At 63.2% G+C, this 14,070-nt stretch carries 12 protein-coding genes; 2 read left to right on the top strand and 10 right to left on the bottom strand.

Going from position 1 to position 14,070, the window contains the following annotated elements; translation table 11 throughout:
• A complete protein-coding gene (locus EN862_RS27305) occupies positions 1-1,398 on the top strand; it encodes an NAD(P)(+) transhydrogenase (Re/Si-specific) subunit beta (protein WP_127866591.1) in 1,398 nt (465 codons plus the stop codon).
• A gap of 142 nt (positions 1,399-1,540) precedes the next feature.
• On the opposite strand, the gene EN862_RS27300 is transcribed toward EN862_RS27305, so the two are convergent.
• From EN862_RS27300 to EN862_RS27280, 5 genes are all read right to left on the bottom strand, one after another.
• Positions 1,541-2,095, bottom strand: a complete 555-nt coding sequence (locus tag EN862_RS27300) for a hypothetical protein (RefSeq protein ID WP_127866590.1) — start codon at positions 2,093-2,095, stop codon at positions 1,541-1,543.
• Between the two features lie 45 nt (positions 2,096-2,140).
• Positions 2,141-2,341 carry a hypothetical protein gene (locus EN862_RS27295; protein WP_127866589.1) on the bottom strand — a complete coding sequence of 67 codons (201 nt, stop codon included), beginning with the start codon at positions 2,339-2,341 and terminating at the stop codon, positions 2,141-2,143.
• 66 nt (positions 2,342-2,407) lie between these two features.
• Positions 2,408-3,775: a hypothetical protein gene (locus EN862_RS27290; RefSeq protein ID WP_127866588.1), complete on the bottom strand. Its 1,368-nt coding sequence runs from the start codon at positions 3,773-3,775 to the stop codon at positions 2,408-2,410.
• 311 nt (positions 3,776-4,086) lie between these two features.
• Positions 4,087-6,558, bottom strand: coding sequence for a DNA topoisomerase (ATP-hydrolyzing) subunit B (gene gyrB / locus EN862_RS27285; RefSeq protein ID WP_127866587.1), 2,472 nt, complete (start codon positions 6,556-6,558; stop codon positions 4,087-4,089).
• Between the two features lie 252 nt (positions 6,559-6,810).
• On the bottom strand, positions 6,811-7,383 hold the full coding sequence (locus EN862_RS27280; protein ID WP_095817608.1) for an NADPH-dependent FMN reductase: 573 nt from the start codon (positions 7,381-7,383) through the stop codon (positions 6,811-6,813).
• A gap of 182 nt (positions 7,384-7,565) precedes the next feature.
• On the opposite strand from EN862_RS27280, the gene EN862_RS27275 reads away from it, so the two are divergent.
• Positions 7,566-8,936, top strand: coding sequence for a cytochrome P450 (locus EN862_RS27275; RefSeq protein WP_127866586.1), 1,371 nt, complete (start codon positions 7,566-7,568; stop codon positions 8,934-8,936).
• A 68-nt stretch (positions 8,937-9,004) separates the two neighbouring features.
• Here the strand turns inward: EN862_RS27275 and EN862_RS27270 are convergent, their stop codons facing one another.
• From EN862_RS27270 to EN862_RS27250, 5 genes are all read right to left on the bottom strand, one after another.
• A complete protein-coding gene (locus tag EN862_RS27270) occupies positions 9,005-9,988 on the bottom strand; it encodes a complex I NDUFA9 subunit family protein (protein ID WP_127866585.1) in 984 nt (327 codons plus the stop codon).
• A 378-nt stretch (positions 9,989-10,366) separates the two neighbouring features.
• The gene (locus tag EN862_RS27265) at positions 10,367-11,368 is read right to left on the bottom strand and encodes an Ldh family oxidoreductase (protein ID WP_127866584.1); all 1,002 of its coding nucleotides are present in this window, start codon (positions 11,366-11,368) and stop codon (positions 10,367-10,369) included.
• An 86-nt stretch (positions 11,369-11,454) separates the two neighbouring features.
• Positions 11,455-12,264 carry an ABC transporter permease gene (locus tag EN862_RS27260; protein ID WP_127866583.1) on the bottom strand — a complete coding sequence of 270 codons (810 nt, stop codon included), beginning with the start codon at positions 12,262-12,264 and terminating at the stop codon, positions 11,455-11,457.
• Entirely contained in the window at positions 12,264-12,929 is a 666-nt protein-coding gene (locus EN862_RS27255; protein WP_193771589.1) for an ABC transporter permease, read from the bottom strand. The genes EN862_RS27260 and EN862_RS27255 overlap by 1 nt, the downstream gene beginning before the upstream one ends.
• 294 nt (positions 12,930-13,223) lie before the next feature.
• Positions 13,224-14,021 carry a transporter substrate-binding domain-containing protein gene (locus EN862_RS27250; RefSeq protein WP_127866581.1) on the bottom strand — a complete coding sequence of 266 codons (798 nt, stop codon included), beginning with the start codon at positions 14,019-14,021 and terminating at the stop codon, positions 13,224-13,226.
• Between the last annotated feature and the right edge of the window lie 49 nt (positions 14,022-14,070).

Genomic DNA, 14,070 nt, shown 5'->3' with positions numbered 1-14,070 from the left:
GTGACCGTCAATCTCGCTTCCTTCCTCTATCTCGTCTCCGGCATCCTGTTCATCCTGGCGCTGCGCGGGCTCTCGCATCCGACCACCAGCCGGCAGGGCAATCTCTACGGCATGATCGGCATGGGCATCGCCATCGCCACCACGCTGGCGCTGGCAACCCCATCGGCCAGCCGCTTCGGCCTGATCGTGCTCGGCCTCGCCATCGGCGGCGGCATCGGCGCTGTCACCGCGCGCCGCATCGCCATGACCTCGATGCCGCAGCTGGTCGCCGCCTTCCACTCACTCGTCGGCTTCGCCGCTGTCATGGTGGCCGCTGCCGCCATCTACGCGCCGGAAAGCTTCGGCATCGGCACGGCGGGCGACATCCACGCCCAGGCGCTGGTCGAGATGAGCCTCGGTGTGGCCATCGGCGCCATCACCTTCACCGGCTCGGTCATCGCCTTCCTCAAGCTCGACGGCCGCATGTCCGGCAAGCCGATCATGATCGGCGGCCGCCACCTCATCAACATCGCGCTCGGCGTCGCCCTGGTGGTGCTGATCGTGCTTCTGGTCACCACCGAATCGAAGCTGGTCTTCTGGCTGATCGTCGCCGCCTCGCTGGTGCTCGGTGTGCTGCTGATCATCCCGATCGGCGGCGCCGACATGCCGGTCGTGGTGTCGATGCTGAACTCCTATTCCGGTTGGGCGGCGGCAGCGCTTGGCTTCACCCTCGGCAACCTTGCGCTGATCATCACCGGCGCGCTGGTCGGCTCGTCCGGCGCCATCCTGTCCTACATCATGTGCAAGGGCATGAACCGCTCCTTCATCTCCGTCATTCTCGGCGGCTTCGGCGGCGAGACGGCCGCGGTTGCCGACGACGGCATCGAGCGCACCGTCAAGCAGGGCTCGGCCGACGACGCGGCCTATCTGATGATGAACGCCCAGAAGGTCATCATCGTGCCCGGCTACGGCATGGCGGTCGCCCAGGCGCAGCACGCATTGCGCGAAATGGCTGACAAGCTCAAGGCCAACGGCGTCGAGGTGAAATACGCCATCCATCCGGTCGCCGGCCGCATGCCCGGCCACATGAACGTCCTTTTGGCGGAGGCGAACGTCCCTTACGATGAAGTGTTCGAACTGGAGGACATCAACTCCGAATTCGCGCAGGCCGACGTCGCCTATGTCATCGGCGCCAACGACGTCACCAACCCCTCCGCGCGCGACGACAAGTCCTCGCCGATCTACGGCATGCCGATCCTCGACGTTGACAAGGCGCGCACCTGCCTCTTCGTCAAGCGCTCGCTCGGCTCCGGCTATGCCGGCATCGACAACACGCTGTTCTACAAGGATGGCACCATGATGCTGCTCGGCGACGCCAAGAAGATGACGGAAGAGATCGTCAAGGCGATGGATCACTAGGCGAGTCTAGTTCCTCAGGATATGGAAAAGCCTGGCTTCGCGCCGGGCTTTTCTGTTTATGGGCATGACCTGACGCGATGCCAAGGAGCCCTGCCTGTGCTAGTTGGCGAGAGTACACGGTCGGCCCGCGCTGGGGCGACGTCTAGGCGCCTGGTGGATCAGGTTCGTCCGCAATGGCGGGCGAGTTGAATCCTACCGTGAGATAGACGGTAAGGCCTGCTGCGGTATTGTGCCTTAAATCATCTACGTTAAGGCCTTTTTCAGCGGCAATGTTGGTGGCCATTTCGAGAAAATTCTCTTCGAAGCTGTCGTTAATTTTTGCCATATAGGCCAACATGTCCGCGATTGCGCTTTCAAGCCCTAATACTAAGCCAAACGCTTCTAGCTGAAACAAGCCAGCGCGGCCAGAAATGAGCATTCCCGCCGGGTTGACGACAGCTATGCTCGATTTCGGAACTAACCGACCGGACGAGAAAACGACTATCCCCGCGCCGCTTATCGTGGGTTTGCCGTCGACTTCCTTTATTTCGCTCTCTGGAACGTAAACGTAGCTGAGGCTGCCGTGGAGAGGGTTTCGTTTGGAGGCCTTTGAGATGTTGAACGCGTTTGCGGCGAGGTGATCCATTTTGTTCCGCATGAGCGTTGCCGTCTCATACTTTGCAAGGAATTCATCGGTCCGTGCCCCGGCCACATCCATCGACTTGATCACCTGTCGGATGACATGGAGATTGTCGACTATGTTTCATGCGTGGATGAAAACTCGCGTCCGGACGCTGCTCGGCGCATCGGGAATCTTCTCGCCAAAGATGAGAGCGATTTTCTTGATCTCGTTGAAGCTGAATTCCACAGCATCAGCGGAGAAAACCATGCCCTCAAGCTTAATGGCTTGAGCCTCGTCAATTGTGTTGGGTAGTTTTCTTAGAAATGCATCTTCCGGCAACATGCTAGCGCGCCTTTCGCAGCCGGACACCTTGGGCCTCGCTGTTCTCGTCGCCGAAGATCACGCCATCTATCGCCCTACGTCGGCGGCATCATCTTTGTCGGTGCCGACCCTCAGCGGCGAAACCGCCGGGTCTCTCGGTCCGAAAGTGATGTCGATCCAGTCATCGTCTTGCGGGTGCCCATCCACAAGCTCGATTTTCTTGATGGTCCTACCTTCCCTATGGAATCTCGCGAACAGGTCCGAAGCCCGAATGGGAGAGTTTACCGCTCCGTCCAAAACCTCTGCCGCAGATCCCCCTGCGAGAATTTCGCCCAGCGATCGAGCCGGTATCCGAATCGTGTTTTCGCCGTAGGTTGCCATACCGTTACGAAATCCGATGCTACTGCCCACTCTCATCCGATTGGCATATGCCGATCCTATGTTTTGCACTGGTGGATCGAGAGGCGATAGCGCCTCACGGACAAGGCCTTCAATCTGATCGCGGATTGAAGCGGTCTTTGCAATCACATCGAAGCTGACGATGTACCTCTTCTTCTGTCCAGCCAGCAGCGATGCAGGGAGCAGAACGAACTGCGAGTCCGAACGGTCAGGGGCTTCATAGCTTTCTTGTACCGTGAAGAGAACGATGAAATCCAGGTTGCTGCTCTTCGACAGATAATCTCGGGCGATGTCATGGATGAGGGAGGTTCTATTGGACGTTCCCTTGGTCCACAGGTCGGTACCTCCGTCGCACAGGTAAACCCCCTTCAGCGATCCCTCGGGCGCTGACGCCAACTGGTCGCTGCCTTCATCAAGGGCTCGCGTGGCGACGGAGCGCTCGCCGCTCCTGAGTGTTGTGAAGGAAGTGTAGTTTGACCCGATCAGCGGGAAGTCTGGCTGGGATGGCTTAAATGATACCCTGGTTGTCACCCCATCGAACTGAACTTCGTGCGCAAACGGGGCCGAGAAGTCGCCGCCAAGGCGGCGCAACTCGATCACGATATCCTTAGTGATGCGCGAAATTTCGTTCTTGTCTGGCAATGCTGGAACATAGGTCGACTGGCCATCCACCATTTCCAGCTTCGACCCGAAATCTATTTGGAAATCGCCAAGGACGGGAAGGCGACGTGCAACTTGGTCCATGAACGTATTCACGAAGAAGTTGACCGGATAAACGTTATGCGCGTTGTCGTCTGAGATTGTTTTGACGTCGATGTATACCTGATGCCGCGGCAAAAGGATGTCGGGCTTCTTCCCATCTTTAAGCGGTCGCTCGTGTTCGGCCCCATGGGCCAAGATATGACCGACTAGCAAATAGATTTCCCAGACGTCCGGAATGCCGCTTTTTTTGTGCCTGTCAACGTTCGTGGCCAGCCTCTCAAGATGTGTCTTGGCCACACGTGATCCGGCGGTGTCGATCAGCCTCTGTATCGTACGCCTTGAAAAAATCAGCATTCTTTCGAATCTCGTCGGCGCTCTAAGCGTCAGGCTTGCCGATCAGTGATTTAGCAATTTCCAGGTGTTCCCTGTAGCCGGGCACTACGGCATTACCGCCACGGGACGGGCATACACTTTGAATCCGACTGGCCGCACGTTTTCACTGTCCATGACATGCAGGTGACGCGCTGGCGCGAGTTCACCGACATCGCGGCCTTCGCGGCCACCTTACGCCATTGAGACGTACTGTCGCCGGGCGTGCTTATATAGCCAAAAGGCCGGCGGCCGCCGGGCTTTCCATCGCGAAGTGGGTAGGTTGGCGACCCCGCTCAGATATCTAGATTGGCCACTGACAGCGCGTTGTCCTGGATGAACTCGCGCCGCGGCTCCACCTCGTCGCCCATCAGCCGCGAGAACAGCGAGTCGGCGTCGGTCGCGTCGTTGACCTTGACCTGCAGCAGCGAGCGCACATTCGGGTCCAGCGTGGTTTCCCAAAGCTGCTCGGCATTCATCTCGCCAAGGCCCTTGTAGCGCTGCATGGTGAGGCCCTTGCGGCCGGAAGCGAACACCGCGTTGAGCAGCGCCAGTGGCCCCGAGAGCAGCTCCGAGGTTTCCTTCCGGCGCAGCGCCGGCTGCTCGCCATAGACTTCCGAAAGCCGCGGCGCGTAGCGGTCGAGCTGGCGCGCATCGGCCGAAGCGATCAGCCCGGCATCGAGCTGCACTACATCCTTCACGCCGCGCACCGTGCGTTCGAAGACATAGCCGCCCGAACCGTCATTGGAGGTCGACAGCCGGCCGGTCCAGCCGCGCTCGGTTTCCTCGGCGATCATGTCCAGCCGCTGCGCGACGCGCTCGGCCATCGCGTTGGCGCGGCCGAGATCGGCGAGCACGTCGGCATTGAGCGCACCGGCGATCGCCGCCTGCTCGACGACGCTGCGGTTGTAGCGCGTGTGCAGCCCGTTGATCAGCTGGCGCACGGCCAGGGCGTCGTCGACGGAGGCGCGCAGGTCCTGCCCGGTGCGGACCTCGCCGGAGGCGAGCACCAGCGAGGCCTCGTCCAGCCCGGACCCGATCAGATATTCCTCATAGGCGCTCTCGTCCTTGAGATATTGCGAGCTCTTGCCTCGCGTCACTTTGTAGAGGGGCGGCTGGGCGATGTAGAGGTGGCCGCGCTCGATAAGCTCCGGCATCTGCCGGAAGAAGAAGGTGAGCAAGAGCGTGCGGATGTGGGCGCCGTCAACGTCGGCGTCCGTCATCAGGATGATCTTGTGGTAGCGCAGCTTGTCGGCGTTGAACTCGTCCTTGCCGATCGAGGTGCCGAGCGCGGTGATGAGCGTGCCGATCATCTCGGAAGAAAGCATGCGGTCGAAGCGCGCGCGCTCCACGTTCAGGATCTTGCCGCGCAGCGGCAGGATCGCCTGGTTCTGGCGCGAGCGGCCGCCCTTGGCCGAGCCGCCCGCGGAGTCACCCTCGACAATGAAGATTTCCGACTTGGCCGGATCGCGCTCCTGGCAGTCGGCGAGCTTGCCGGGCAGCGAGGTGACGCCGAGCGTGCTCTTGCGAGTGATGTCGCGCGCCTTGCGCGCGGCTTCGCGCGCCGCGGCCGCCTGGATCACCTTCTCGACCACGACCCTGCCTTCGCTCGGATGCTCTTCCAGCCAGGTGCCCAGCGCCTCGTTGACCAGGCCCTCCACCACCGGGCGAACCTCGGACGAGACCAGCTTGTCCTTGGTCTGCGAGGAGAATTTCGGGTCCGGCACCTTGACTGACAGAACAGCGGTCAGGCCTTCGCGGCAGTCGTCGCCGGTGAGCGAGACCTTTTCCTTCTTGGTCTGGCCGGAGGCTTCGCCGTAACCGGTGATCTGCCTGGTCAGCGCCGCGCGGAAGCCGGCCAGATGCGTGCCGCCGTCGCGCTGCGGGATGTTGTTGGTGAAAGCCAGCACATTCTCGTGGTAGCTGTCGTTCCACCACATCGCCACTTCGACGGTGATGCCGTCGCGCTCGGCGCGGATGGCGATCGGCGCCTCGATCAGCGGCTTCTTCACCCGGTCGAGATATTTGACGAACTCTTCCAGGCCGCCGTCATAGTGCAGCTCATGGCGCACGAGGTCGGCATGGCGCGCGTCGGTGAGCACGATGCGCACGCCGGAATTGAGGAAGGCGAGCTCGCGCAGCCGGTGCTCCAGCGTGTTGTAGTCGAACTCGACCATGGTGAAGGTCTCGGCCGACGGGAAGAAGGTGATCTCGCTGCCGCTGCGGCCTTCATAGGTGCCGGGCTGCTTGTCCTGCACGTAGCTGCCGGTCACCTTCAGCGGCGCGTCGGCATTGCCATGCGTGAAGCTCATCTCGAAGATCTCGCCGTTGCGGCGGATCTTGAGCTTGAGCCAGGCGGAAAGCGCGTTGACCACCGAGACGCCGACGCCATGCAGACCGCCGGAAACCTTGTAGGAGTTCTGGTCGAATTTGCCGCCGGCATGCAGCTGCGTCATGATCACTTCGGCCGCCGAAACACCCTCCGAGGGGTGGATATCGGTCGGAATCCCGCGGCCATTGTCGATCACGGTGACGGAACCGTCGGGGTTGAGCGTCACCGAAACGAGGTCGGCGTGGCCGGCCAGCGCCTCGTCGATGGCGTTGTCCACCACCTCATAGACCATGTGATGCAGGCCCGAGCCGTCATCGGTATCGCCGATATACATGCCCGGCCGCTTGCGCACGGCATCCAACCCCTTCAAAACCTTGATGGAATCGGCGCCGTACTCGGCTTCCGCGCCGTTGGCGCTTTCGGTCTGATCGCTCATGAAAACCTGTCTGATTGATGTCGCTGGTCCGGCGCGGAAAAATGGCCGCGAATCGCGCCGTTTTGATGTCCTAGATATAGGCGCAAATGGCGGATTTTCCAAGGTTTGCGGGCATTTTGCCGGCTTGGCGGAAAGGCGTTTCCACGCCTCGCGCTGATACGGTCGCGGCGTTCGGCTGGAAAGGGTCGATGAGACGCAAAAGGCCGCGCCTAAGCGCAGCCTGATATTTGCCTTGCTGGGAAGCTCTCGTGCCTATTCGGCCGCACGCAGCGTCTTCAGCGCCTCGCTCCAGCGGAACAGCTCGTCCAGCATCGCCTTAGCGCCGCCCAGCACCTGCTCGCTCGGATGGTAGGCGCGCTTCTCATCGAGCAGGCTCGCATAGGCGGGCAGCGCCACGCCTTCCGGGATCGGCATGACGCCGACCGAGGTGAGCAGCGGCTTCAGCGACTGCGCGGCGCGCAATCCGCCGGAGACGCCGCCATAGCTGAAGATCGCCGCCGGCTTGTAGCGCCATTCATGAAGCAGGTAGTCGATGGCGTTCACGATCGCGGGCGCCACGAAGTAGTTGTACTCCGGCGCCACGAACACGAAGGCGTCGGCGGCGTCGATCGCCTCCGACCACGCCTTGGTGTGGTCGTTCTCGTACTTGCGCAGGCGCGGATGGTGCGGCTCGTCGAGCATCGGCAGGCTGAACGCGGCGATGTCGGTCAGCGCCGGCTCGAACTTGCCGTGCTCGCGCGCGAATCCTTCCAGCCATTCGCCGAAGATCGGGCCGGCGCGTCCCGGCCGTGTGCTGCCGATGATGATGTTCAACCGATGCTTCACGGGAGGGCTCCTTGCTTGCCGGTATCCATTGGTGACTAACGCAGCTTGCCACCGGCAGCAAGCAGCTATCGGCTGATGCTGCTCACATTCCGGCGATGTGGCAGATCGTGCGTTGCCGTCCGGTCACATGGACGCCGGCCCTGTCGGGCACTACATTCACCGCTGTCAGCGGAGCATGCTTCATGGACACCAAGCCCGCCCCTTTCGTGCCGCCGGCGCCCAAGCCGCGCACTGAGCCGCCTTCGACGCTGGAGATGATGCGCATCGTCTACCGCAACCCGCTCGAATTGTGGGGCGAGCACACCTACAACGAGCCCTGGGTTTCGGCGAATGGTGTCGGCGGACACCTGATCGTCGCCAACGATCCCGGCCTCATCCGCCACGTGCTGATCGACAACGCCAGGAACTACAAGATGGCGACCGTGCGCCAGCTGATCCTGCGGCCGATCCTGCGCGACGGGCTGCTGACCGCCGAGGGCGAGGTCTGGAAGCGTTCGCGCAAGGCGATGGCGCCGGTTTTCACACCGCGCCACATCTTCGGTTTCGCCCCGCCAATGCTGAAGCGCACGCTGGAATTCGTCACCCGCTATGAAGCGGGCGGTACGACCGATGTCGCGCATGACATGACGCTGCTCACCTATGACATCCTGGCCGAGACGCTGTTTTCCGGCGAGATCGCCGGCGAGCCGGGCAGCTTCGCCAAGGAGATCGACCGCCTGTTCGAGACCATGGGCCGCGTCGACCCGCTTGACCTGTTGCGCGCGCCTGAATGGCTGCCGCGCCTGACCCGCATCCGCGGCCGCAAGACCATGGCCTATTTCCGCAACATCGTCGCCGGCACGGTGAGGATGCGCGAAGAGCGTATGAAGCGCGATCCGGGTGGCGTGCCGCAGGATTTCCTCACCCTTCTGCTGCGCGCCGAGGGGCCGGACGGGCTGACCCGCGCTGAGGTCGAGGACAACATCATCACCTTCATCGGCGCCGGCCACGAGACAACCGCGAGGGCGCTGGGCTGGACGATCTATTGCCTGGCCGAAGCGCCATGGGAGCGCGAGAAGGTCGAGCAGGAGATCGACGCGGTGCTGGCGCGCGAGCCCGATCCGACGAAATGGCTTGACGCCATGCCGTTCACCCGCGCCGCTTTCGAGGAGGCGCTCAGGCTCTATCCGCCGGCGCCTTCGATCAACCGCGAGCCGATCGAGCCGGAGACCTGGAACGGCCTCTACATTCCGAAATATGCCGCTGTGCTGGTGATGCCCTGGGTCGTGCATCGCCACCGCAAGCTGTGGGACAGGCCGGACGCCTTCCTGCCCGAGCGCTTCCATCCGGAAAACCGCGACCGGATCGACCGCTTCCAATACCTGCCCTTCGGCGCCGGCCCGCGCGTCTGCATCGGCGCCAGCTTCGCCATGCAGGAGGCGATCATCGCGCTGGCGATCCTATTGTCGCGCTTCCGCTTCGACGCGACCTCCGACACCAAGCCATGGCCGGTGCAGAAGCTCACCACGCAGCCGCAGGGCGGCCTGCCGATGCAGGTCTCGCGCCGGGGCTGATCAGAGCAATTCCAGGAAAAGTGTGAAGCGGTTTTCCGTCCGGAATTGCGTAAAACAAAGAGACAGGATTACCGGTCGGCGATCGGCCGGCGCTGCTGGAACTGGCCGGCGGCGCGGAAGCGCCATAGATAGCTGGGCAGGATGGTGGCGATCGCCTGCGGCTGGATGCCCAGGCCGGTCAGCGTCCTGGCAGCCTTGGCGGCTTCGTCCGAAACGACATTGTGCTCGCGCAGCTGCAGCACCTGGTCCTTGGTCAGGAGCGGATTGGGCAGCAGCTGCAGGATCGACGCCTGGATGTTCGCCACCCACCACGGCACCGGCACCAGCAGCCGCCGGCGCTCGATGACCGTCAGCAGCTCTTCCATGCATTCCTTGAAGGTCAGCACCTGCGGGCCGCCGAGCTCATAGACCTGGCCGCCCTTGACCTTGCCGTCGACCGAGCGCGCCACCGCTTCGGCGACGTCGCCGACATAGACCGGCTGGAACTTGTTCTGTCCGCCGCCGATCAGCGGCAGCACCGGAGAGTAGCGCGCCATGTTGGCGAAGCGGTTGAAGAAGGAGTCCTCCGGCCCGAAATTGATCGACGGGCGGAAGATGACGGCGTCGGCGATCGTATCGAACACCGCCCTTTCGCCGAGCGCCTTGGTGCGGGCATAGTCGGATGGCGAATTGAGATCGGCGCCGAGCGCCGAGATGTGGGTGAGACCGGCGCCGACCGAGCGTGCGGCCTCGGCGACGGCGCGCGCACCGAAATCGTGCACGGCGCCGAATTTCTGGCGGCCGGTCTGATGCAGGATGGCGACCAGGTTGACGACATGGTCGGCGCCCTGCACGGCGCGGTCGACCGACCAGCGCACGCGTACATTGGCCTGCACCGGCTGGATCTGGCCGACATTGCCGAGCGGCTGCACGTGGCCGGCAAGGTCGGGCCGCCGGCAGGCGACCCGGATGCGGTAGCCGCGCTTGGCCAGCGCCCGCACGACGTGGCGACCGACGAAGCCCGAGCCGCCGAAGACGACGACGAGCTTGGGGGTCTGCAGAATTTCGGTCATGACTAGCTCCGCGCGAATGCTTGGCTGAAGCCGTTTCTTAATCCGTTTCTCGCCAAAGGCAAAGAGCGACCGGAAGTCGCCATTGTCCTGTTTTTGAACTTGCCCGGAATGCCGCTCCGCCGCGTTTGAAAGAAAACAGAAAACCCCGCCGAAGCGGGGTTTTCCGGGCAGTTCCACGCCGAAACAGGGTCCAACGAGGCAGCCTGACCTGAGACGGTATCAAGGTGGCGTGAAGCAAGCACGCCCGCCCCCGCCCTGAACGCCCGGCGCGGCGCCGCCAACCGCGAGCCGGACGAGGCCAACCAAGGCGGCTCGCGGCGAGGGGTGCCGGATATGGGTCGCGTCAGGTCGGGAAAAGGTTCAATAGCGTTGGAAAAATCAGGCCGAGTAACGCTCGGCGAATTCCGAAATGCGCTGCACGACCGCCCTGGACGTGGTGATGCCGCGCGCCTTTGCCTTCTCCGCGGCTTCGGCGCGAGAGCGTCCGGGAATATGCACGCCATAGCGCCGCCGCAGCCGCTCGAGCTGGTCCTTCATGCGCTGCTCGAAATCCGGATCGAGCAGCTTGGGCTCGATGGCCAGAACGAAAAGGCCGGTGCCAGGGCTGTCCGGTCCGCCGGTGAACCAGGGCGCGTCGAGCGACCAGTTGGCGCCGGAAATGCCGGCGGCCAGCACCTCGACCATCAAAGCGATGTTGGCGCCGCGCTGGCCGCCGAAGGCGAGCATCGCGCCCTTCATTGCCGCTGCCGGATCGGTGGTCGGATTGCCGCTGGCATCGAGCGCCCAGCCTTCGGGGATTTTCTTGCCGTCCTCGGCCGCCTTGCGGATGTTGACGAAGGCTGTCGCGCTCGACGACTGGTCGATGACCAGCGGCGGCCCGTCGGCGGCGGGCGAGGCGAAGGACATCGGGTTGGTGCAATAGACCGGCTTGACCGAGCCTGAGCCGGCCAGCACCGCCGGTCCGTTGGTGGCGGCGAAGGACACCAGCCCCTGTTCGGCCAGCCGCCCGGTGAAATAGCCGAGCGCGCCGCATGTATAAGCGTTCTTCTGCGAGAAGATCGACACGCCGAACAGTTTTGCTGCCTTGACCAGGTCGTCGATGGTGCGGTCGAAGCCGGTATGGGCAAGCCCGCCGCGTGCATCGGAAAGATAGACGGCGAGCGCCGGCCTTGTGATCACCGGATCGGCATTGCCGTCGATGCGGCCGGCTTCGAGTGCTTCAAGATAGTCGATGAAATGCGACAGGCCGACGGTCGACAGGCCCTCGGCTTCGGCTGCGATGATCGAAGCGGTCAGCGACTGCGCCGCCTCCTCATTGGCGCCCGCGCCGAGCGCCGCCATCCGGCATAGGCCTGTTGCCTGATCGAGAGTGAGTTGCATCGGATTTGCCCTGTAGCGAGTAGCGAATAGGGAATAGCGAGTAGGGGGGATAAAGAAACTACTCGCTTTTCGCTACTCACTATTCGCTAACCGATCTTGACCGGAATCCGCGCCTCGATCCGGCTGAACACGAAGACCAGGATGCCGGTGATCGTCATATAGATCAGCGCCAGGAGCAGCAAAGGCTCGTAGGTCAGGTAGGTGTCCTGCCGCACCTTGGAGGAGACGGCGAAGATGTCGATGACGCTGATCGTCGCCACCAGCGGCGTCGACTTCAACTGCAGCACCGTTTCGCCGGTCAAGGTCGGCAGCGCCCGGTAGAAGGCCTGCGGCAGCCAGATGCGGCGGAAGATCTTCCAGCGGCTCATGCCGAAGGCACGGGCGGCTTCCAGCTGTCCGCGCGGCACGCCGGCGAAGGCGCCGCGCATCACTTCGCCCTCATAGCCGGCGAAGGAGAAGGTCAGCGCCACCACGGCATAGGGCCAGGCCTGTCTGAGATACGGCCAGAGCCAGGATTCGCGGATCCATGGATATTGCGGAAAGATCGAGCCGAGGCCGTAATAGAGCAGCCAGAGCTGCAGGAGCAGTGGCGTTCCGCGGATGACGGTGCAGAAGACCTTGGCCGGCGCCGAGAACCAGATCGGTCCGCCGGCCTGGGCGAGCCCGAGCGGCACGGCGAGCGCAAAGCCCAGCGCGCAGGTGACGGCGAGGATCCAGAGCGCCCGCCAGATGCCCATCAGGCCCATTTCCCAATATTGCGGCAGCCAGTCCCAGCGCATGAAGAAGGCCGCGCAGAGCACCAGCGCCAAGGCGATCAGGATGAGCACGATGCGATGCGGCTTGAGCCAGATCGAGGCGCGTGCCGCCATGTTGATCGCGGTGGCTTCGGCCGACATCAGCGCGCCTCCTTGACGGAGGGCATACCGCGCCGCGACCAGGCCTCGACGCGGCCGATGACCAGGTTGGAGAAGAGCGTCACCGCCAGGTAAAGCACGCCGGCCGCGAGATAGAAGATCAGATAGGCTTTGGTGACGCCCGCGGCCTGGCGGGTCGCCAGCGTCAGTTCGAAGAAGCCGACGACGGCGAGCAGCGCGGTGTCCTTGGTGGCGATAAGCCACAGATTGGCAAGGCCGGGAATGGCGAAGGGCAGCATCGCCGGGATCGTGATGCGCCTCAGCATCAGCCCGGGCGGCATGCCATAGGCGCGGGCGGCCTCGATCTGGCCCTGCGGGATGGCGAGGATGGCGCCGCGGATGACTTCGGTCGAATAGGCGCCCTGGACGAAACCCAGCACGAAAATGCCGGCCGCCAGCCCGCTGATGTCGACACGGCTGTAGCCCATCGCCGCCAGCACCTGGTTGATGAGGTCAGTGCCGGCATAATAGAGCAGCAGGATCAGCACCAGCTCCGGCACCGCGCGGACCACCGTGGTGTAGACGGCGAGCAGATCGCGCGTCACCGGCCCGCCGTAGAGCTTGCCGAACGCGCCGGCGGTGCCGATCAGCAGGCCAAGGCAGGTGGCGCCGATGGCGATCTCGAGCGAATGCAGCAACCCGACCAGCAGCGTGGCGCCCCAGCCGGGCGCCACGGGTGACAGGAGTTCGAAAATGCCGGCCGCGGAGGCCGGAAGAAAGGCGTCGATCAGCTTCGCCCCCGGATTGCTGTCTAGAGTGGTTCGCCGTTTCACGGAAACGGCGAACCACTCTATTTCTTTGTTTCACGCAATTCCGGACGGAAAACCGCTCACACTTTTCCTGGAATTGCTCTAGCCGCTGGCGTCGAGGCGGCGGCAGGCATGCGTGGCAAGGATCGGGCATGGCGCGTACGCCATGCCCTCACTCATTTGCGAGAGGGTTCAGTTCGACTGCGGCGCGCCGCCATAGATGTCGAAGTCGAAATACTTCTTCGAGATCTCGTCATATTTGCCGTTGGAGCGGATCGCCTTGATGCCGGCATTGATCTTTTCCTTGAGCGCGGTGTCTTCCTTGCGCACGCCGGCGCCGACGCCCGGTCCAAGCACTTCGTCGTCCGGGGCGACCATGCCCTTCAGGTCGCAGCAGGCCTTGCCCTGGTCGGATTTCAGGAATTCGCCGAGCGCGATGGAATCGGCCTGCACGGCATCGAGACGGCCGGCGGCCAGATCGTTGTTGGCCTCGTCCTGCGTCTGGTATTCCTTGATCTCCTGCGCGCCGGTGAAGTGCTTCTTGGCGTAGACGGCATGCACCGTCGACACCTGCACGCCGATCACCTTGCCCTTGAGGTCGTCGGGCGTTGCGCCAAATTTCTGGTCCTTCGGCCCGATGATGGCGGTTGGAGTGTTATAGTACTTGTCCGAGAAGTCGATCGTCTTCTCGCGTTCGGCGGTGATCGACATCGAGGAGACGATAAGGTCGATCTTCTTGGTGGTCAGCGCCGGAATGATGCCGTCCCAGGCGACCGGCGTGATGACGCAGTCGAGCTTCTCTTCGGCGCAGACGGCGTCGATGAAGTCGATCTCCCATCCGACCCATTTGCCGCTGGCGTCGGGCGAGGTGAAGGGCGGGTAAGGCTCAGCGGCGACGCCGATCTTGACTTGCTCGGCCTTGGCCACGCCGCCCATCGCCGCGACGCCGAGAAGCAGCGCTGCCGCGATTGTTTTGAGAACAGTCTTCATGTCAGGACTCCCAGTTTGTTGTTGTTCCCGGTTTTCGCCCCGCTTGATG

The sequence above is a fragment of the Mesorhizobium sp. M2E.F.Ca.ET.219.01.1.1 genome (assembly GCF_004016445.2).
Taxonomy (GTDB): Bacteria; Pseudomonadota; Alphaproteobacteria; order Rhizobiales; family Rhizobiaceae; genus Mesorhizobium.
This window is presented reverse-complemented; position numbering and strand designations above follow the sequence as displayed.

Coding starts and splice junctions, on each gene's coding strand:
- EN862_RS27270 (WP_127866585.1), bottom strand. CDS start 9,988: ATGACCGAAATTCTGCAGACCCCCAAGCTCGTCGTCGTCTTCGGCGGC.
- EN862_RS27295 (WP_127866589.1), bottom strand. CDS start 2,341: ATGTTGCCGGAAGATGCATTTCTAAGAAAACTACCCAACACAATTGAC.
- EN862_RS27260 (WP_127866583.1), bottom strand. CDS start 12,264: ATGTCGGCCGAAGCCACCGCGATCAACATGGCGGCACGCGCCTCGATC.
- gyrB (WP_127866587.1), bottom strand. CDS start 6,558: ATGAGCGATCAGACCGAAAGCGCCAACGGCGCGGAAGCCGAGTACGGC.
- EN862_RS27250 (WP_127866581.1), bottom strand. CDS start 14,021: ATGAAGACTGTTCTCAAAACAATCGCGGCAGCGCTGCTTCTCGGCGTC.
- EN862_RS27290 (WP_127866588.1), bottom strand. CDS start 3,775: ATGCTGATTTTTTCAAGGCGTACGATACAGAGGCTGATCGACACCGCC.
- EN862_RS27300 (WP_127866590.1), bottom strand. CDS start 2,095: ATGGATGTGGCCGGGGCACGGACCGATGAATTCCTTGCAAAGTATGAG.
- EN862_RS27275 (WP_127866586.1), top strand. CDS start 7,566: ATGGACACCAAGCCCGCCCCTTTCGTGCCGCCGGCGCCCAAGCCGCGC.
- EN862_RS27265 (WP_127866584.1), bottom strand. CDS start 11,368: ATGCAACTCACTCTCGATCAGGCAACAGGCCTATGCCGGATGGCGGCG.